15 protein-coding genes are annotated in these 19,310 nt (G+C 69.3%); 2 read left to right on the top strand and 13 right to left on the bottom strand.

Annotation, left to right across the window (positions count from 1 at the left end):
* Window positions 1–86 precede the first annotated feature (86 nt).
* Window positions 87–1,601 carry an alpha-amylase gene (locus tag HMPREF2826_RS06195; protein WP_070640229.1) on the top strand — a complete coding sequence of 505 codons (1,515 nt, stop codon included), beginning with the start codon at window positions 87–89 and terminating at the stop codon, window positions 1,599–1,601.
* 28 nt (window positions 1,602–1,629) lie between these two features.
* Window positions 1,630–2,445 carry a YaaA family protein gene (locus HMPREF2826_RS06190; protein WP_070640223.1) on the top strand — a complete coding sequence of 272 codons (816 nt, stop codon included), beginning with the start codon at window positions 1,630–1,632 and terminating at the stop codon, window positions 2,443–2,445.
* A gap of 339 nt (window positions 2,446–2,784) precedes the next feature.
* Here HMPREF2826_RS06190 and HMPREF2826_RS06185 read toward each other — a convergent pair whose 3' ends face one another.
* From HMPREF2826_RS06185 to HMPREF2826_RS06125, 13 genes are all read right to left on the bottom strand, one after another.
* On the bottom strand, window positions 2,785–3,909 hold the full coding sequence (locus HMPREF2826_RS06185; protein ID WP_070641209.1) for a nucleoid-associated protein: 1,125 nt from the start codon (window positions 3,907–3,909) through the stop codon (window positions 2,785–2,787).
* A gap of 178 nt (window positions 3,910–4,087) precedes the next feature.
* Window positions 4,088–4,741 (bottom strand): GNAT family N-acetyltransferase, encoded by a 654-nt coding sequence (locus tag HMPREF2826_RS06180; RefSeq protein ID WP_070640220.1) that lies wholly within the window; start codon window positions 4,739–4,741, stop codon window positions 4,088–4,090.
* A gap of 326 nt (window positions 4,742–5,067) precedes the next feature.
* Window positions 5,068–5,886: an ADP-ribosylglycohydrolase family protein gene (locus HMPREF2826_RS06175; RefSeq protein WP_070640217.1), complete on the bottom strand. Its 819-nt coding sequence runs from the start codon at window positions 5,884–5,886 to the stop codon at window positions 5,068–5,070.
* Between the two features lie 61 nt (window positions 5,887–5,947).
* Window positions 5,948–7,087, bottom strand: a complete 1,140-nt coding sequence (gene hydE, locus HMPREF2826_RS06170) for a [FeFe] hydrogenase H-cluster radical SAM maturase HydE (protein ID WP_070640215.1) — start codon at window positions 7,085–7,087, stop codon at window positions 5,948–5,950.
* Complete coding sequence (hydF, locus tag HMPREF2826_RS06165; RefSeq protein WP_070640212.1) at window positions 7,084–8,364, bottom strand: [FeFe] hydrogenase H-cluster maturation GTPase HydF; 1,281 nt, start codon at window positions 8,362–8,364, stop codon at window positions 7,084–7,086. The genes hydE and hydF overlap by 4 nt, the downstream gene beginning before the upstream one ends.
* A 4-nt stretch (window positions 8,365–8,368) precedes the next feature.
* Window positions 8,369–9,604: a nitrogenase component 1 gene (locus HMPREF2826_RS06160; protein WP_070640209.1), complete on the bottom strand. Its 1,236-nt coding sequence runs from the start codon at window positions 9,602–9,604 to the stop codon at window positions 8,369–8,371.
* Between the two features lie 10 nt (window positions 9,605–9,614).
* Window positions 9,615–10,973 (bottom strand): nitrogenase component 1, encoded by a 1,359-nt coding sequence (locus HMPREF2826_RS06155; protein WP_070640206.1) that lies wholly within the window; start codon window positions 10,971–10,973, stop codon window positions 9,615–9,617.
* 11 nt (window positions 10,974–10,984) lie between these two features.
* Window positions 10,985–11,989 (bottom strand): hydrogenase expression/formation protein HypE, encoded by a 1,005-nt coding sequence (gene hypE / locus HMPREF2826_RS06150; protein ID WP_058269922.1) that lies wholly within the window; start codon window positions 11,987–11,989, stop codon window positions 10,985–10,987.
* Window positions 11,990–11,992: 3 nt separating this feature from the next.
* Complete coding sequence (hypD, locus tag HMPREF2826_RS06145; protein ID WP_210388979.1) at window positions 11,993–13,111, bottom strand: hydrogenase formation protein HypD; 1,119 nt, start codon at window positions 13,109–13,111, stop codon at window positions 11,993–11,995.
* Window positions 13,108–13,320, bottom strand: coding sequence for a HypC/HybG/HupF family hydrogenase formation chaperone (locus HMPREF2826_RS06140; RefSeq protein WP_058269923.1), 213 nt, complete (start codon window positions 13,318–13,320; stop codon window positions 13,108–13,110). The genes hypD and HMPREF2826_RS06140 overlap by 4 nt, the downstream gene beginning before the upstream one ends.
* Before the next feature lie 67 nt (window positions 13,321–13,387).
* The gene (gene hypF / locus HMPREF2826_RS06135; protein ID WP_070640203.1) at window positions 13,388–15,862 is read right to left on the bottom strand and encodes a carbamoyltransferase HypF; all 2,475 of its coding nucleotides are present in this window, start codon (window positions 15,860–15,862) and stop codon (window positions 13,388–13,390) included.
* Window positions 15,859–18,372, bottom strand: a complete 2,514-nt coding sequence (locus HMPREF2826_RS09585) for a nitrogenase component 1 (protein WP_070640199.1) — start codon at window positions 18,370–18,372, stop codon at window positions 15,859–15,861. The genes hypF and HMPREF2826_RS09585 overlap by 4 nt, the downstream gene beginning before the upstream one ends.
* Complete coding sequence (locus tag HMPREF2826_RS06125) at window positions 18,369–19,151, bottom strand: nucleotide-binding protein (RefSeq protein WP_070640196.1); 783 nt, start codon at window positions 19,149–19,151, stop codon at window positions 18,369–18,371. The genes HMPREF2826_RS09585 and HMPREF2826_RS06125 overlap by 4 nt, the downstream gene beginning before the upstream one ends.
* Between the last annotated feature and the right edge of the window lie 159 nt (window positions 19,152–19,310).

Raw genomic sequence — 19,310 nt, 5'->3', positions numbered from 1 at the left:
ACGAGGGCTAGCGGCAGGGCGGCATTCGGACGGCAGCGCGGCGTCCGCGGGACCCGCGGAGCCAAACGGCTTGGGAAGGGACGTTCATGAACGGAACCATGCTTCAGGGCTTCTCCTGGTATCTGCCCGCCGACGGCAAGCACTGGGAGCGCCTGCGCACCAACGCCAAGGCCTTTGCCGAGGCCGGTATCACGAGCGTGTGGCTGCCGCCGGCCTACAAGGGACAGGCCGGCGCCGATGACGTGGGCTATGGCGTGTACGACCTGTACGACCTGGGCGAGTTTGACCAGAAGGGCAGCGTGGCCACCAAGTACGGCACCAAGGACGAGTATCTCGCCGCCATCAGGGAGCTCAAGGCCCAGGGCATTCAGGTGCTGGCCGACGTCGTGCTCAACCACCGCATGGGCGCTGACGAGTGCGAGCAGGTGGAGGCCGTGGAGGTCAATGCCGACGACCGCACCCAGGACTCCTCGGGCACGCAGACCATCACGGCCTGGAGCCGCTACACCTTCCCCGGGCGCAAGGGCGCCTACTCTGACTTCGTCTGGGATCACAGCTGCTTTCATGGCTGCGACTACGACGAGGCCACCCAGCGCAAGGCCATCTTCCGCTTTGCCGACAAGCAGTGGGACCCTAACGTCACGCACGAGAACGGCAACTATGACTATCTCATGGGAGACGACGTGGACGTCACGCACCCACCCGTCTACGACGAGCTCGTGTCCTGGGGCGCGTGGTATGTTGACGCCTGCGACCTGGACGGCTTTCGCCTTGACGCCGTCAAACACATCGAGCGCGACTTCTACCGCCGCTGGCTCGGCGAGCTGCGCGAGCGCACGGGCAAGGAGCTCTTCACCGTGGGCGAGTACTGGTCAAGCGACCTCGACGAGCTCAGGGGCTACCTTGGCGACGACGCTCCCATGAGCCTCTTTGACGTGCCTCTGCACTTCAAGCTCTTCCAGGCGTCCACCTCGGACGGCCAGATGGACCTCTCAAGGCTCTTTGAGGGGACGCTCGTCGCAAGCGATCCCGCCCATGCGGTCACCTTCGTGGAAAATCACGACACCCAGCCCGGGCAGGCGCTCCAGTCGTTCATCGAGCCATGGTTCAAGCCAAGCGCCTACGCGTGCATCCTGCTGCGCGAGGCGGGCTACCCCTGCGTCTTCTATGGCGACCTCTTTGGCATGCCCAACGGCGGCGACATCCCCGCCGTGGAGGAGCTTCCCCTGCTCATGGAGGTCAGGCGCCGCTTCGCCTATGGCCCGCAGCACGACTTCCTTGACAGCCCCGACCTCATCGGCTGGACTCGCGAGGGTGACGACGAGCATGAGGCCTCCGGCGTCGCCGTGCTCCTGACCGACGGGGAGCAGTCGCAGGCCCAGATGAACGTGGGCGCCTCCCATGCGGGCGAGACCTGGCACTGCGTCATCGGCGACGAGGCGTCGGTGACCATAGGCGACGACGGCTCGGCCACGTTCAGCGTCGGGGGCGGACGGCTGTCGATCTACCTGTCCGATACGGCCATCCCCACGCTGCGGAGCGACCGTCGTCGTCTGAGGCGCGCCGAGGCCAAGGGGACCGACCCCTCCCCCGCCGCCTAGGCAGACCGTCTGACGGCGCCGCCAGATCATGGGCTTTCGCATCATCATATCCCCCGCCAAGCGCATGGTCGCAAGCGACGATGAGCCGAGACCCGCGCAGGCGCCTCGGCTCATCGAGGACGCTCGGACCCTGACCGCCGCCCTCCTTGCCCTGGGCCGCGAGGACGCCCAGAGGCTATGGCGCTGCTCGGACGCCCTGGCCGGCGCCGCCTGGGCTCAGACCCTCGCGCTCGACGAGGCGCTACGTCAGGATCCCACGTCCCTGACCGCAGCCGTGACCTGCTATAACGGCATCCAGTACACCCATTTGGCCGCCGCTGTCATGAGCACGGAGGAGCTCGCCTGGCTCGAGGGGCATCTGCGCATCGTGTCCGGCATGTATGGGGTGCTCCGCCCTCTGGACGGCGTGGCTCCCTACCGACTTGAGATGCAGGCGCGCCTGGCGCCGAAGGGCGCGCGCAACCTCTACGAGTTCTGGGGCGATCGCATCTGTAAGGAGGCCATCCGTGGTGCAGGCGATGCCGACGGCGGCGCGGACGGCGCGGGCGACGGCGCGACCGCCATCGTGAACGTCGCGTCGGCAGAGTACGCCCGCGCCGTCCTCCCCGCAGTCCGTGCGGCGGGAGTGCGGGTGATCACCTGCGGTTTCTTCGCGCCGCGCCCGCGGGACGGCAAGCTCGTGCAGGCCGCCACGGAGGCCAAGGCAACGCGGGGCGGCTTCGTGCGCTGGGCGGCGGAGCGCCGGATAGGCAACGTGGAGGACCTGCGACGCTTTGACGAGCGAGGGTACGTCCTTGACCAGGGACGCTCCTCCAAGGATGACTGGGTCTTCATACGGCGCTAACGCGGCGAGCGGCAGGGCATGGGGCAAACCTGGCGCACATCCACTCGCAGTGCCGCCTAATATGCATAAGTAAGTCATTCATATTCGTGTCCTACTTTGAGGATTGTCCAAAAGTCGGCATTACTCGATGAAAAACGACCGATTTAGGTAAAAAATGGCGAGTAATGCCGACTCTGGGACACATCACGCCACAAGAGATGCATAGGGGCGCCACACATACGCAACCGCTCGCTCATGAGCCCGGTCGGGCGACTCGTCACGCGGGGTCGTGATGGCGTGAAGACGCCCGGCAGGCGATGACGTCGTCACGTCACCGCGCCGCAGGCTTTCAGTCCGCACCTACTTATTTTCGATTCGTCCCACGTTCTTGATGAGGATGGACACTCGCCCCTCGTCATCTGCCGTGAACTCGATGAAGTTGGCGTCCGCCGCGTACTCGCTGGGGAAGCTGATCTCGATGCCGGTGTCGGTCTTGATGCGGTGGTTCTTGGCGATCCTGTTGGCCGCCGTGCGCCGCATGGGCACCTCGTCGGGCAGGCTCGCCTCGCCCAAGGCGCTCTCATAGCGCTCCTGCAGCTCGGGACGGCGCTCAAAGACCTGCCTTCCCACCTCTGCCGGCGAGAACGCCTCCTCCCGCTCGGCGCTGGCCGCCACGGCATGCTTGGCCTGGGCGACCGCGCGCGGCGCATGTTCGCCGTACTGCTGGGCCACCTCCTCGACGATGCGCTCGACTGTCTGCATCGCCTGCCTGGCCGAAGCCTGCGCACTGCACGCGAGCAGATGGTTGGCGATGAGGTCCACCTCGCTGCCGGCCTGGCTTCGCGGCTTGTCATGGAAGTCAATCGCACCGGTCGCCAGGTTCACCAGCAGATAGCTGTCAAGTTTCTGCGTGGGATTGGGAAGCGCGCAGTCCTGCCGCAGGATCTCGTTGGAGGGGGCGCCCGAGCCATCGGACCTCAGGTCATGGACGAAGGACCGCCTGCGCGGCAGCAGCGCCGCGCCAAAGAAACGCTCGGAGAGGTCTTCGCCGCCCAAGGAGGGCGCAGGGACCCTTGCGACCTTGACAGGTGTCGTGGCCGTCGTGGGCGCGACGGTCGCCTGAGCCGTCGCCGCAGGTCCTGAACCCAGGTCGCGCGTGTCCGTGAAGTCGACGACCAAAAGGTCGCACTGCTCCAGGTCATCGCAGCGCCGCAGCTCCTCCCACAGGAACGCGGCCAGCTGCTGCGACAGCTCCACGAAGCCCAGCGAGCCGCCGCGCGCATACCGCTCGAGCGCGCCGCCAAACGAGCTCTCCCGCGAGAAGGTCCCGTGCCGGCTCTCGACCGACGAGGCCAGCTTGCGCATGCAACGCTGCACGTACGACTTGACCGGACGGCTTCCCAGGTCGAGCTCGCGCTCGCTGGGGTACGAGGCGCCCCCCTCAAAGTCAAAGGCGTGAAGTATGGCATGCGTGATGCGCATCATGACGGTCACCGCGTTTCTCTGAATCAATGGGACATACAGCATAGCTCAGACTGGATATCCAATACAGAAGCGAGGCCGGGACACGCGGGGTGGAAAGCCAGCCAGGCACGACCAGGGGCCAACCAGACGGAGCCAGCCACCCAACCGACCCGCTCCCACCTGGGACAGGACGGTATGGCTAGAGCCTGCGCGCCAGCAGCGACACCGTTCGCCTGCCGGAATCCCCCGCAGCGCCACGCCGGCTCTCCACGACGCTCAACCCGTGCTTGCGCATGAACTCGCTGTCAAAGTCATCGTCCACCACGCCAAAGCAGCCCTGTGCGCCGGCGTCCACAAAGGCGGCGAGCATCGCGTCAAAGAGCGTCTGGCCGATGCCCTGACGCTGAAAGAGGGGGTGCACCACCAGCAGGTTGAACTCCGCCTGCGAGTTGGTGAACCCGCGCGAGATGAACACGTCAGCCACCGTGAACATGCGCAGCTTGCTGAACAGGCGCTCCTCCACGGCAATGCCGCCCAGCTTGGCGCGCTTGCGGGCGATGGCCATCGTGTCCTCGAAGCTCCTCTTCCACTTGTCGTTCTTCTCGAGGACGCCGTCCAGGCAGACGCCGCCAAAGCAGGCACCCACGACGCGGTCGCCCTTGGTGGCGACCTGCATGATGCTCGAACGGCGCAACGCGCCCGCCGTCAGCACGCGACCAAAGATGATGCGGTCATACACGCCCTCGACGCTCTTGTACCAGGCGCGCGCGCACATGTCCGTCACGGCGTCAAAGTCCCCGCCCTCAAAGGGACGGTAGCCAAACGGTTGCGAGCTGTCTGCGAGAGCGGGCATGGATTTCCTTCCGAAACGTTTCGTATAGTCTATCGCACCCGGGGATGCTCGTCTATTTATCCAATAACAGATGGGTTATTTTAAACGGTGGATGGTATCTTGCTCACAAAAGAATCAATTTTTTTAGTAAAAAATGCGTTATTGATTGCAGGTGGCAGCACAGCCGTCACCGGCGGCGACACGCCGGCGAGCTCGACCATCAAAAGAGCCCGCCAACGCATAGCCGCGCGCATGCTCACGTGTGGCGGGTTCGTGACGGGCTCGCGACGAGTGACGATGAGCGAGGCCGGGTGCGCGACAAGGCCGCGACGGCCACCCCGGGCGCGTCAGAACAGGCATTCCTCGATGGTCCCCTTGCCCCTCAGGCGATCCATCCAGGCGGCGGGAATCGTGGCGGCGCCGTAGATCACGCCCGCGAGCGCGCCGGCGACGGCAGCGGTGCTGTCGCTGTCGTCGCCCAGGTTCACGGCGGCAAGAACGCACTCCCGGTAGCTTCTCGTGGTGCCGACGCTCCAGAGCGCCGCGTCAAAGGTGTCGCGCACAAAGCCCGTGGAGCGCACGCGGCGGCGCGGACGCCCGCCCTGCTCGAGCGCCAGGCGCTCCCAGAGCGCCACCGGGTCCCTGGCCGCCTCGCGCAGCAGGTGGACAAAGTCGACGCAGGTCTCGTAGCTCACGTGATGCGCGTGCGTGACGCCGCTCACGTCGCGCACGTCGTCGTCGCTGGCGTCGCAGAAGGCGAGAGGGCAGATGCGCATGAGGGACCCGTTGCCATTGTCCCATTCGCCCCTGAGCCCGTGGCCGGACGTCAGCGCCGCGCGGGTGGTCCTGCCCACCGAGAAGCAGCCGTCCACGGTGTAGGCGCCCGTGAGCATCCACGACTCAAAGCGCAGGCGCAGGTCATAGATGTCGGCCCTTCCGCAGGTCTTGATGGAGTCGCAGGTGGCGATCGTCATGGCGGTGTCATCGGACCAGGTGCCCGCCGGCCGTTGATGCCTGCCTCCGTCCACCATGTCCGTGCAGGTGAAGCTGTCACGAGCGAGCCCCTCAAAGGGAACGCCGAGCGCGTCTCCCACCGCCTCGCCCCAGACGGCGTCCGCGAGGCCGCGAGCGGTGGTAAGGTCGATGGGTGGAGTGAGCCGGGACATAGGAGGCCCTTCGGTTGTCTGTTCGGCATCTGTCATGCCGGTCTTGCTAGGCCGATGCGCATTATATTCCGAGAGAGCTCATGGGACGAGGCGTCATGGGCACGCGGCGTGGCGACTCGCCCTGACGCTGCGTCGCGCCTCGTTCGCCCGGCGCCCACCGGGCATGGTCGCCGCGGCTCACCACCACCTGATAGCCCACGCTCTCCATGCGTCGCGCCATGCAGCGGCAGCACTCCGCCGCCTCGTCGCCCGTGCAGATCTTGCCGTCGTAGAGCAGGTACTTGCCGCGGACGTCCCGGGGCGAGAGGTTGGGCATGACCACGTTGGCGCCGGCGAGCATGCCCAGCTCGCGTCCACGGGGGTCGATGGTGCCCAGCGCCGTCGTGGCGGGCAGCAGCACCTCGGGCAGCATGAGCCGAATCACGGCCAGAAGATGGAGCGTGTCGGCGAGGGTCCCGGCCCTCTTGTGCGCGAAGGGCGTGTCGGCGTGCGGGATGAAGGGGCCTATCCCCACCATGTGCGGCTGAAAGCCCCGCATCCACAGCAGGTCCTCCACCACATGGTCCCAGGTCTGCCACGGCGACCCCACCATGATGCCGCACCCCACCTGGTAGCCTATGTCCTTGAGGTCCCTCAGGCAGCGCTTGCGCCCCTCGACAGACAGCTCGCTCGGATGCAGCAGGGCGTAGTGGGCGGGGTTGGACGTCTCCTGCCGCAGCAGGTAGCGGTCGGCGCCGGCGTCAAAGAAGGCCTCGTAGCTCGAGCGTGGGCGCTCGCCTATGGACAGGGTCACGGCGCAGTCGGGGTGCGCGGCGCGTATGGAGCGCACGAGGTCGCACACGAGCTCGTCCCCAAAGCCCGCGTCCTCCCCGCCCTGGAGCACGAAGGTCCTGAACCCAAGGTCATACCCCGTGTCGCAGCAGGCGAGGATCCGCTCGCTGCTCAGACGGTAGCGCTGGGCGCGGCCGTTGCTGCGCCTGAGGCCGCAGTAGAGGCAGTCGTTGCGGCAGTAGCTGGTGAACTCCACCAGACCGCGCAGATACACGTCTTTGCCATAGACCGCCTCGCGCACGGCGCGCGCCTGGGCATAGAGGAGCTCCTCCTCTGAGGGCGTGAGAGAGGCGAGAAGCTCCGCCAGCGCGGCGGCGTCCAGGGTCCTCCGTTCCCGCAGCTGGGCTATGCGTCGCTCGTTCGCGGTCATGGGCGCCCCCTCACGATGGTGCCATCCCCTCGCCCGCCAGGCTTCGGACCGTCAGGCTCTTGACCGTCCTCCTCCAGCAGGCGCACGAGGTCGGGAAAGAGCGAGAGGCTCCTGGCAAGGATGCCCTTCATGTGCGCGATGGCCGTGCCGTAGTTGGTCAGGGGCACCTCCTGCGCGGCGCAGGCGGCCGCGCGCCGCGCCAGCTCGCGCCCGTTGAGCATGCAGCCGCCGCAGTGCAGGACGAGGCGATAGGGCGTGAGGTCGTCAGGAAAGCCGTGGCCGGACGTGGCGTCCACCATGAGCCTCTTGCCCGTGCGCTCCCGGAGCCAGGCGGGAATTTTCACCGTGCCTATGTCGCCGCACTGCCGATGGTGCGTGCATCCCTCGGCGACGAGCACGCGATCGCCGTCGCGCAGTCGGTCGATGGCGGCGACGCCCCGGACGGCACCGGCCAGAAGCCCCTTGCGACGGGCCATGAGGATGGAGAAGGACGTGAGGGGCACGTCCGCGGGGACGATGGCCGCCACCTGCGAAAACGCCTGACTGTCGGTGATGACCAGGGTAGGGCGCGCGGGGGGCGGCATCCGCCCCAGCACGGCGGCCAGCTCGCTGTCCCGCACCACCATCGACACGGCGCCGGCTTCGAGCACGTCCCGTATCATCATCTGCTCGGGCAGGATGAGGCGGCCCTTGGGCGCGGCCTTGTCAAGGGGGATCACGAGCACCACGAGGTCGCCCGGGGCTATGAGGTCGCGCACGAGGGGCCGCTCCCGGGCGCCGGCGGAGCCGAGACGTGCGACACGCTCCCTCAGCGCGCCCACGCCCTCCCCCGTGAGGCCGCTCACGTACACCCTCGCGTCGTCATCGGCGGGCACACGTGGCAGGAGGTCTCGCTTGGTGAGCGCGACGAGATAGGGCACGTCATGCGAGCGGAAGAGCTCCTGGAGCCGGCGCTCGCAGTCGCCCATGCCCGCGGTGGCATCCACCACAAGCACCGCCACGTCCGTCTGGTCCAGGGTCCGACGGGCCGCGCGCACGCGTCTCTCGCCCAGGGGACCCTCGTCGTCAAAGCCCGGCGTGTCGATGATGACGACCGGTCCCAGCGGCAGGATCTCCATGGACTTGCGCACGGGGTCGGTGGTGGTGCCGCGCTCTGGGGAGACCACGGATAAATCCTGGCCCGTCACGGCGTTGACCAGGCTCGACTTGCCGGCGTTCCTGCGCCCGAAGAAGCCGATGTGAACCCGCTCGGCAGACGGAGCGTCGTTGAGTCCCATGTCGTCACGCTTCCTTTCGCATAGCGTCGCCGACGAGCGCCACGGGGTCGATGCTCATGAGGTCGGGTATCTCGCGCAGCCACTGCCGGCCCGAGAGCGCCAGGTGCGGCAGGCGACAGAGGCGCTGGTCGCGCGCACAGACGTGGGAGAAAAACGGGTCGCCCACGACGATTGCCGCCTCCCGAAGGGCGCGCGTCACGCCCTCCTCACCCCTGACGCAGACGTCGCCCAGCCGCGAATCCACAAGGCGGCGCGCGTCCTCGACGGGACTCACGAGACGCGCCGTCACATCCCTGCCCCCCAGCGCCGCCGCCATGGACCCCATCGCGACGGGCTCGCCCACCAGGGCGAGCGCGGCGGAAGCCGGGGTGCGAGGGGCCTCGATGTCCCCGTTGAGCAGGTCGTTGTCACGGCTCTGCGCAAGACGCAGCTCAAGATAGGCATTACGGCTCCTGCGCTCGTCACGGGCGCGGGCGAGCGCCTGGGCGAGCGCGGGCCCAAAGCCCCTCACGGGCAGCCCCACCACATAGGGCTGCCCCAGCCTGCGCTCAAGCTCGCGGGCGGCGTCAAGGCCGCAGGCCGACACCACCAGGTTCACGTCCGCCTGGGAGGCGCGCATGACGTCATCCAGCGTGCAGCCCAGCGACCAGAGCGACGTGAGCGCAAAGCCCTCGCCCTCCAGCCAGCCCACGAGGCTCTCCCTCGACGTGGGAGCCGCGAAGTCGAGTGGCGTCATCCCCAGCACGTTGACGCGGGCGCGCGGCGGGCGCGCGGCGCGGACCCCCTCGCGCGCGTCGGTCACGAACGCGCGCGCGAGAAGCGCAAAGGCCAGGCCCGCCCCGCGCACGTAGTCATGCATGCCGTTCGTGGGCACGTGACGGCAGACGACGCCCGTGCGGGTCTCCCCCAGCCGCGCCAGCGCCGCCAAGTCCGTCCCCACCTGAAAGGGCACGGGCGAGCCCGCCAGGACCACGAAGCGCGGTCGCGTCTGTTCCACGGCCTCGACTACGTCGGCGACGAGCCGCTCGTCGTTGCCCATGAGGGCGTCCGCGTGGCGCAGGCCCGAGATGAAGACGAGGCTGTCCTGGTCATACCAACGCAGCTCGTCATGGGTGTTGTACGTGGAGTTGCAGCCCGAGGGGTCGTGGATGACCACCATGCCGCCCAGCTCGAAGAGGGCCGAGCAGGCGCCCGAGACGTCGCCTGCGTAGACGGGCAGGATGCGCTGTGACTGTCTCACGTCTCTCTCCCTACCACGACATCTGACAGGCGCACGGCAGTCCCAGCCCCTTGCGCGGCACGAGCGAGCGAATGTCGGCGCTGGTAGCCCAGGCCCTCTCCATGAGCCCGACAAGGTGCAGGATGGCCTCATAGCCCCAGTGGCCGTCCGTCTCGATGACGTTGACCACATGCGAGGTCCCCACGAACCAGGCCGCCTTGGGGCCGACGGCAAGCCAGCCGTCCCCGTCGGCGCGGGGCCGCTGGCGCAGCGTGGGATGAACGGTGCTCCAAAGCTCAAGGTCAGGGGCCTGGGAGCGAAGCCACGCCAGGGCGCCGCGCTCCTCGTCGCTCACGACGTCCAGATACACGCGACGCACGTCCAACCCATGCTCCAGCAGCAGGCGCGCGAGCTCGAGCGGGTGGTTGACCGCCAGAGCGTCGATCGCCACGGGCACGCCCGCAAGCCGGCGCGCGAGAGCATCCAGGGCGGCGTCGCAGACGCGGCGCTGCGCGCACGTGTCCGGCGTCGGGACGCCCAGCGCCTGGGCCAGACGCCCCAGGGAGGCGTCGATGGCCTCATAGTCCAGCGCGGGGGGCAGGTACAGGTACGGCCTTTCCAGCCGGCGCGCCACCTTGGCAAGGCCCCACGCGGCCACGGCCGTCCTCGTCACCAGAAGTGAGCTGGCCCCCAGCGACAGGTAGTCGTCAAGGCGCGCGCAGTCATGGAGCTGCATGAGCCTGCGGCCCGAGGAGCGCACGAGGCGGGCCAGGTCGGAGTCATCGGGCAGGCGCAGGTCGTCGGAGAGCACCCCCACCAGGTTCTCGTCTTGAGGCACAGGGTCAAGGAGCTCGGCCATGGCGCGGCGCTGCCGCTGCTCGGGCGTGATGCCCGTCTTCTGCATGATGGGATCCATCCAGCAGCGCAGGAAGCGCACGCGCGGAAAGCGCCGCTCTAGCTCCGCGTACACGTAGCGCACGTCGGTCCCCACAAAGTGGTGCAGGCACACCAGAAACACCATCACGGCGCGAGGGTGGTAGGTGAGCTTACGCAGCACGTCGCTCACGCCCTCGATCGTGACGGACTCGAGGTTGTCCCGCAGCAGGTCCGCCTCCTCGATGACGACGGACGAGAGGCGCTCTGACGCCCCCATCTCGGCCGCCGTGAGCACGACGCCCCTGAGGCAGTTGTCCGCGCACACGTAGATCTGATGACACTCGGGCATGAGCATGCCCGTGTGGACGATGTTCCAGTTCTCGTGCACGGGCGCGTTGAACTCCAGCACGTTGGGAACGGGACGGGGAAAGGACGCGTCGGCCACCCGCACCCACGCGGGCGTCCTTTGGTCGCCCGCCTCAGGGACCAAGGAGGAACGCAGCCGTCTGAGCATGGCGCACCTCCCTAGCAGATGCGGGGCAGCAGCTCGTTGCCGGGCTCCGGCAGGATGGTCTGCGTGCCTATCTCGGTCTGCATGACCACGAGGCCGGGGTCCTCTCGCGTGACGCTGCCGATGACGCAGGACCCCTCGGCGTGCGTGCTCGCGCGCAGGGCGGCAAGGACCGCGTCCACGGCGTCCGGCGGGCACACCACCACCAGGCGTCCCTCGCAGGCAAGGTAGAGCGGCTCGAGACCCAGCATGCCGCACACCCCGGCCACCTCAGGCGCCACCGGGACCTTGGTGGCGTCCAGGCGCACGCCCACGCCGCTCTGGTGGGCGATCTCGTAGAGCACCGTCCCCACGCCGCCGCGCGTGGCGTCGCGGATGGTGTGGATGTCGTCGCAGGCGTCAAGGGCCGAGCGGATGGCGGCGGCAAGCGGGGCGCAGTCGCTCGTCACGTCCGCCTCGATGCCAAAGTCGTCGCGCGAAAGCAGGATGGCACAGCCATGGCGCCCCACGTCGCCCGTCACGATGACGGCGTCGCCCGGCCTCGCCGCCCCGCCGCGGGGACGCGCGCCCCTTCCCAGGACGCCCACGCCCGTCGTGGTGATGAACACGCCGTCGACCTGGCCCCGGCCCGCCACCTTGGTGTCACCGGCGACCACGCTCACGCCCGCCTCCCGCGCGGCGGCGGCCATGGAGGCCACGATCGTCTCGAGTTGGGCCAGCGGATAGCCCTCCTCGATCTGGAAGGCGCAGGTCAGATACAGCGGCGTGGCGCCCATGCAGGCCACGTCGTTGACGGTGCCGCAGACGGCGAGCTTGCCCACGTCGCCGCCCGGGAAGAACGCCGGCGACACGATGAAGCCGTCGGTGGAGAGCGCCAGGCGGCCGGCCGGCACGTCCACGACGGCGGCGTCGTCCTCCGTGAGAAGCGGGTTGGCCAGGTGCGCCTTGAAGACGCGCTCGATGAGCTCGGAGGTCTGCTTGCCGCCCGCGCCCTGGGCCAAGGTCACAACGTCATTCATAAGCTATCCTTCCTCGTCGCCCTCGGGGGCGTGAGCATGCGCGGTCAGATCGCGAGCCGCCCTGTGAACGTCGGCGCCGTAGAGGTAATAGGCCGAGCAGGCGCCCTCGCTTGAGACCATGCAGGCGCCCACGGGGTGCTCCGGCGTGCAGGCGCGGCCAAAGACGGGGCACGCGCCGGGGGCGCAGCGTCCCTGCAGGACCTCGCCGCAGCGGCAGGCCGGGTTCTCGCGGCCCTCCGAGGGGGCGACGTCAAACTTGACGCGGGCGTCCCAGGCCGCATGGCGCTCGCGCAGGCGCAGGCCCGACCCCTCGATGGTGCCGATGCCCCGCCAGCGGGCGTCGCAGGGCTCCATCATCTCGTCCACGATGCGACGGGCCGCGGGCGACCCCTCGGGCCGCACCACGCGCGGGTAGCAGTTGACGAAGAAGGGCTCCCCCTCGGCGAACCTGGTGACGCCCACGGCGAGCGCCGTGACGAGCTCGCGCGCCGTGAAGCCGGCGACCACGCCGCTCACGCCCGCGCGGGCCAAATCCTCGCAGACCGCGGTGCCCGTGACGGCGTGGACGTGACCTGGATACAAGAAGAGGTCCGTGGACCCCCGCATGGCCTCATAGGCCCCGGGCATGGTCTTGTTGGCCGTGAGCAGCGAGAAGTTGCAGACGCCCTGCTCTTTGGCCTGACGAACGGCGAGGCAGCACGAGGGCGTGGTGGTCTCGAAGCCCACGGAGAGGAAGACGACCTCCTCCTTGGGGTGCGCGGCGGCGTAGGCCTGCGCGTCCTGGGGCGACCAGACCACCCGCACGCGCGCGCCTCTCGCCCGGGCGTCCGCCAGAGACAGCCTGCTGCCGGGCACGCGCACGAGGTCCCCGAAGGTGGCGATCGTGCAGCCGCGCTCAAGGGCCAGGAAGAGCGCCTCGTCTATGAAGCCGACCGGCGTCACGCAGACGGGACATCCCGGACCCGAGATGAGCTCCACCTGGGCGGGAAGCAGGCGGCGGATGCCCTGCCGAAAGATCTCGTGGGTGTGCGTGCCGCAGACCTCCATGATGCGCACGCGTGGCCCGTCATAGCCCTCCAAAGCCGCGCGGGCGACAGATCCGGCCGCCGACGTGCCGCTCACAAAAGCTCCCTCTCAAGGTCGCCGGTCTCCGCGTCGTCATCGTCCGTGATGCGGGCGATGGCGGAGCCGGCGTGCACCATCACGTACTCACCCGGCTCGAGCCCCTCAAGAAGCTGGGCGGACACCTCGCGGCGGGCGCCCGTCGCCTCGACGAGGGCGGTGCCTGCCGCAGAAACCCTGATCACCCGTGCGGGCAGTCCCACGCACATGTCGTGCTCCCTTCTCATCCGGCGCCGCGCACGCGCGTCGGCGCCACCTGCGTTTGCCGTTTTCCGCCTAGAAGGACGTGCCGGAAACGACCCTCCCGTCCTGCAGCGCCTGGGCCGCGACCACCGCCTGCCCCAGGCAGATGCCACCGTCGTTGGGCGGTATGAGGCGATGGGTGAGCACTCGCAGGCCCGCCGCCTCAAGGTCGTCCTTTACCAGGGCCAACAGGAGCGTGTTCTGAAAGCATCCCCCACTCAGGGCCACGGTGGTGAGCTTGCGCCGTCGGGCGACCCACCGCGCCGCCTCAGCCGCCTGCCGCGCGAGGCCCACGTGAAAGGCGTAGGCCAGGCGCCCCGCGTCGTCTCCCGCCAATCGGCGCGCGACGAGCCAACCCACGAGGCGGTCGGTGGGAAGCGTCATGAGCCCCTCGTCGCCGAGCGTCCAGGCGGCGGGCGCGCCCGGCATCGGCAGTCCGGCGGCAGAGGCAGTCGAGCCTTGCTCGGCCGCCCAGCACTCGGCGCGGCGCTGGAGCAGCACGGCGGACTCCCCCTCGAAGCTCGACGCGCGGCTGACGCCCAGAAGGGCGCTCACGGCGTCAAAGAGCCTGCCCGCGGAGGTCGAGGTCACGGCGTTGACGCGCCGGCGCGTCATGGCCAGCTGCGCGCGCGCCTCCTGGGGCGAGCAGAGCCCCAGGCGTCGGACGAGCGAGAGCGTCTCGTCCAACGCATCGTCCGCCAGGCCCGTAAGCCCCCCCAGCAGCGACACGGCGACGCGCCAGCCCTCCAGCGCGGCGGCGTCTCCCCCCGCTTGACAGAAGGGCGCGATGCGCCCCACGCGCTCGAAGCCATGGAAGTCGCAGACCATGAGCTCCCCGCCCCAGACGCTGCCGTCCTCGCCATAGCCCGTGCCGTCAAACGAGACGCCCACGACGGGCTCGGCGACGTCGTTCTCGGCCATGCACGAGACGACGTGCGCAAAGTGATGCTGCACCCGCACGAGGGGGACGCCCGCGTCTTGGGCCATCCTCTGCGCGACGCTCGTCGCGTGGTAGCGGGGATGCAGGTCGCAGGCGACGACCTCGGGGGCCACCTCAAGCAGCGCCTCCATCCGCCCCACGGACGCCTCGAGCGCGTGCACGGCGCGCAGGTCGGCAAGGTCTCCCACGTAGGCCGAGGGATAGAAGAGGCCGCCCGTGCCGACGCAGAACGTGTTCTTGAGCTCGCCGCCCACGGCGAGGACGCGCACGTTGGAGGTGTCCTCGTCCGTCCCTGTTCGCCCGTCGTGCCGAAACGGCGTCGAGAGCACCACGGGCAGCGGCGCGTAGCCGCGCGAGCGCCGCACCATGTAGGGGCGCTCCTCAAACCAGTCCATGACGGAGTCGTCGGCGCGCGTGCGTATCGTCCGGTCATGCGAGAGCACGAGGTCCGCGATGCCCCCCAGCTGCTCGCGGACGTCGTCATCATCCTTGCAGATGGGAGCGCCCGACACGTTCGCGCTGGTCATGACCAGGACGTCGGGCGTCATGACGTCGTCGTCATAGGCAAAGAGCAGCAGCTGCACGGGCGCGTACGGGAGCATGACGCCCAGGCTGGGGGCCTGGGGCGCCACGCAGGGCGCCACCCGCCCGCCCGAGCGGCGCCGCAGCAGCAGGATGGGCCTCTGGTGACCCGTGAGGACCTCGCGCTGGGCGTCCGAGAGCTCGCACTCGCGACGCACGACCCCCTCGTCGGCCATCATCACGGCAAGGGGCTTGCTCGGCCGGCGCTTGCGCCGGCGCAGCCGGCTCACCACGTCCTCGTTCGTGGCGTCGCAGCACAAATGGAAGCCCCCGATGCCCTTGACGGCCACGATGCCGCCCGCGGCCAGGCAGCGGCGCGTGGCCGTGATGGCCTCGGCGCCCCGCTCGTCGCGGCCCAGGAGGTAGACCGCAGGGCCGCAGTCGTTGCAGCAGACCGGCTGGGCGTCATAGCGGCGGGAGGCGGGGTCATGGTATTCGCGCGCGCAGTCGGGACAGAGGGGGAACGCCCGCATGCTCGTGCGCTCTCGGTCGTACGGAAGCGCATCCAGGATGGTCAGGCGCGGTCCGCAGCAGGTGCAGTTGATGAAGGGGTGCAGGTAGCGACGGTTCGTGGGGTCAAAGAGCTCGCGCCTGCAGTCGTCGCAGATGGCGATGTCGGGCGAGACGAAGACCTCGCCCGCGGTCTTCTCGCTCACGACGATCCTGAAGCCCTCGAGGCGCCCGACCTGTGCGGTGGGCACCTCCTGGGACTCCAGACGGACGATGTCGGCGCGTCGCGGCGGCTCCGTGCACACGAGACGCTCGAACTCCCGCACCTGGTCGGCCGTCCCCTGGGCGTAGATCTCGACGTAGGGGCCCTTGTTGCAGACGCTGCCGCAGACGCCCGCAGTCGCGGCATGACGGTCCACCGTGGGCCTGAAGCCCACGCCCTGGACGATGCCGTGGACGCGCAGGCGGTGGGTCACCGGCCGTGCGCCGTCATGCCCCGCCTCCGTCGCGGCGCCTATGAGCGTCCTCTCGCTCATGTCCCCGACACCGCCGCGAGCCGCGTCAGGTGCCCTGACAGGGCAAAGTGGGTCTCGTCGAAGAAGTCGCCGTCGTAGCCGGCGAGCAGGGGCCTGAGCACGGCGTCGGCGAGCACCACGTCGGCGCCCATGTCATCGACCGCGCGGCGAAGGTCCGCTTCCTCGCGCAGGGCGACGTCGCCAGGTTGCGTGACCTCGTCGGGTCGCATGAAGAAGCTCGCGCAACGCACGTCGGCGCAGCCGCGAGACAAGAGCTCGCGGCGCAGGGCGTCGGCGGCCACCTGCTGATGCACCACCAGAACGCGCCTCCCCTCCCAGCCGATGGGGGGAATGAGAGCGCTCACCAGGGGAAAGTCAATGTCATAGGGCGTGCCGAAGCGCTCCTTGAGGAGCTTTGCCGCCGCGAGGCCCGAGGGTGCCACCACCAGGTTACGCTCGGCGGCGCCCGCGCTCATCACGTCGTCAAGCGAGGCGCCCATGCCAAAGCAGGTCACGCGCCGCCAGCCCGCCGCGCACAGCGCCTCCGCGAGCGCCCGTGCCGCGCCGGGGTCCGAGAGGTCCATGGGCGTGGCGCCCAGGACGCCCAGCCGTCCGGGCTCCCTGGCGGGACGCTCCCCGCGATCCGCGCGGATGCCGTCGGCAAAGGTCAGGAAGAGCTCGCGATAGGCCCGCTCGGCCCCCGCGTCGTAGAGGCGCATGCCGTTGGCGTCGACGGCCACGGCGGGCAGGCCCGTGGCTCGCTCGCTCATGCGGCGCAGGGCGGTGAGGTCCGTGCCTATGACCGCCGGGACGGGCGTGCCCACGAGGGCGACAAAGCGAGCGTCGATCTTGCCCGCGGCGTCGGCGAGCTTCTTCACGAGCAGGTCGTCCCTGCCCATGATGGCGTCCATGTCGCGCAGGCCGGCACTGAAGACGGCGTCCGCGCCCGCAAACCAGCGCGGCTCGTCAAAGCCGCAGACGTTGCCGGTGCAGCCGCCCGCGTCGACGATGACCGAGAGGCCCCCCAAGCCGAAGAGCACCGAGACGGCGCCGGACTGGTCCGGCGCGAAGGGGGTGAGCACCCGGCGCAGCCCCTTGACCTCAAGAGAGGGCTGTCGCAGGACAGTCCGCCCCGCGGCCCTGACCGGACGCGGGCCCGGACGGGACGACCGGCCGGCCGCAAGGTCCTGCGCGCGCTCGTCTCTCAGCGAGATGGCGCCGCGACGCTCGGCCTTTCCCGACAGCACGCGCTCGAAAGACGCAAAGAGGCCTATGACCGCCGTGTAGCCAAAGGGCTGGACGTCGTCGTTCCAGGCCAGGTTGGGGCGGTCGGGATGATAGTGACCGGCGTCGCGGCCGACGGTCAGCGTGACTGCGGCGTCGGGCTCGTAGCCGATCATCGTGGGCTCGAGGTTGGAGTAGACGCGCGTCTGGGGGGAGAGCTCGGCCAGGCGGGCAAGATGGCTGAAGCGCTCGGGTGCGAGGGTCCCAAAGACCTCCGCCACCCCAAACCCGTAGCGCACGAGGGCGAGCGCCAGCTCGAAGGGGTCGGCGTTGCAGCACTCGCCCACCGCGAAGACCTCGCGCGCATGGCGGGCCCCAAACGCGCGCACGGCGTCTTGGGCCCTCTCGCGCCAAGGAGCCTGATCGAGGCGCACGCCCAGGGCGCTCCCGAGCGCCTCGTACTGGCTGTGGATGCGATCAACCTGATAGAGGCGCGAGAGCTCGATCCAGGGGATGCCCAGCCGCTCGCTCAGGTCCTGGGCCGCGGGCGCGGCCTCGGGGTTGAGCACCAGGTTGAAGTTGGCGCGGGCCATGTCACGAAAGTCCTCGAACGTCGCGCAGGAGCCCACCTCGCGCACGTGGCGCACCCCGGCGCGCTCGAGGAGTCCCTTGAGGTCGGAGTCCTGCTCCACCGGTGCAAAGTGACCCAGGAGGTTGCAGGAGCGCGGGTCCCTGCGGGCGGGCTCCAGCAGCGAGTAGATGGACTGACGCACGTTGACCATGGGCGGCCGGCGGCCCTCGCGGGTGAGCGCGTACATGTAGCAGGGACGCACGCGAACGCCGGCGAGGTCCTCCGCCGCGCGGCAGACGCGCTCCATGTCCGTGCCCAGAAGGGCGTCCACGCAGGTGATGCACACCATGACCACGGACGGCGGGTCGGGCAGGCTTTCGCAGACGGCCTTGACCGCCCGGGGTATGCGCGCCAGATGGCGGGCGGTGATGAGGTCCGTCTCGCTCATGAGCAGGTAGAAGAAGCGATGCTCATAGCCTGGCAGCTCCGACACGGAGCTGGTGTTGCGGCCGCAGCAGCCGGGCGCCACGACGAGCATCACCGAGCCGGGAACGGAGAGGCCGGCCCGCTTGACGCCAAAGCCCTCGGCGCCCGGCGAGTTGAAGGCGAGGGCCGCCGGGGAGCTGTAGATGAGATGCGTGGACGAGACGAGCTCGGCGGGGATGTCGTCGGGGCCGCGCCGCCAGAGCTCCGCGGCCGTGTACGAGGCGACACGGGCGCGCGGTCGCAGGCTCATAGGAGCGCCTCGCGAGGGCGCGCCGGGGCGTCATCGGCGAGGAGCCTCTGGGCCAGGTCGATGAAAACCCGGGAGACGGGCAGGCTCGCGTCGCCCTCGATGACGGTCTTGCCCTCGTCCTCGAAGCGGTTGACGTCGTCGGAGCGGGGAATGTCGCCCACCACGTCCAGGCCGGCCAAGACGGCGAAGTCCCTCACCTTCCGCTCCTCGTCCGGGATGTTGCGCCGGTTGAGGATGATGCCGCCCAGCTGGGCGTAGCCGCGCTCCTCAAAGTTGCGCACGGCGGTGCTGATGTTGCCGGCGGCGTAGAGGGCCATCTTCTCGCCGCTGGTCACGATGAGGACCTTCTGGGCGTAGCCCTCGCGGATGGGGGCCGCAAACCCGCCGCAGACGACGTCGCCCAGGACGTCAAAGAGGACCACGTCGGGCTCGTAGGTCTCAAAGAGCCGCAGTTCTTCGAGGAGGTTGAACGTGGCGATGATACCGCGGCCGGCGCAGCCCAGGCCCGGCGTGGGCCCGCCCGTCTCGATGCAGAGCACCCCGCCGAAGCCCACGCGCGATATGTCCGCGAGGGACGGGGGCTCCTCGTCCTCGCCGCGCAGATAGTCCATCACGGGACGCAGGGCCTTGCCCCCGAGGAGGTTGATCGTGGAGTCCGCCTTGGGGTCGCAACCGATCTGGATGGTGCGCCGGCCCAGCGTCGCGAACGCCGCCGCCAGGTTGCTGGTGACGGTGGACTTGCCGATGCCGCCCTTGCCATAGACCGCGATTCTGAGCATGCGCACCCCTCGCCCGTAGGGGCACGCCGACGAAGAGGCCCGCGCCACAAGTGGCGCCGTCTGCTGGTGCGACATGGCCGTCTTTCGAATCGAGCTGGCTCTCTTCGTCAGATACCCCTTGCCAGAACATGTCATTTGACCTTCCGGGCCGAGTCACCT

The organism is Olsenella sp. HMSC062G07 (assembly GCF_001811895.1).
Lineage (GTDB): Bacteria > Actinomycetota > Coriobacteriia > Coriobacteriales > Atopobiaceae > Olsenella_F > Olsenella_F massiliensis.
This window is presented reverse-complemented; position numbering and strand designations above follow the sequence as displayed.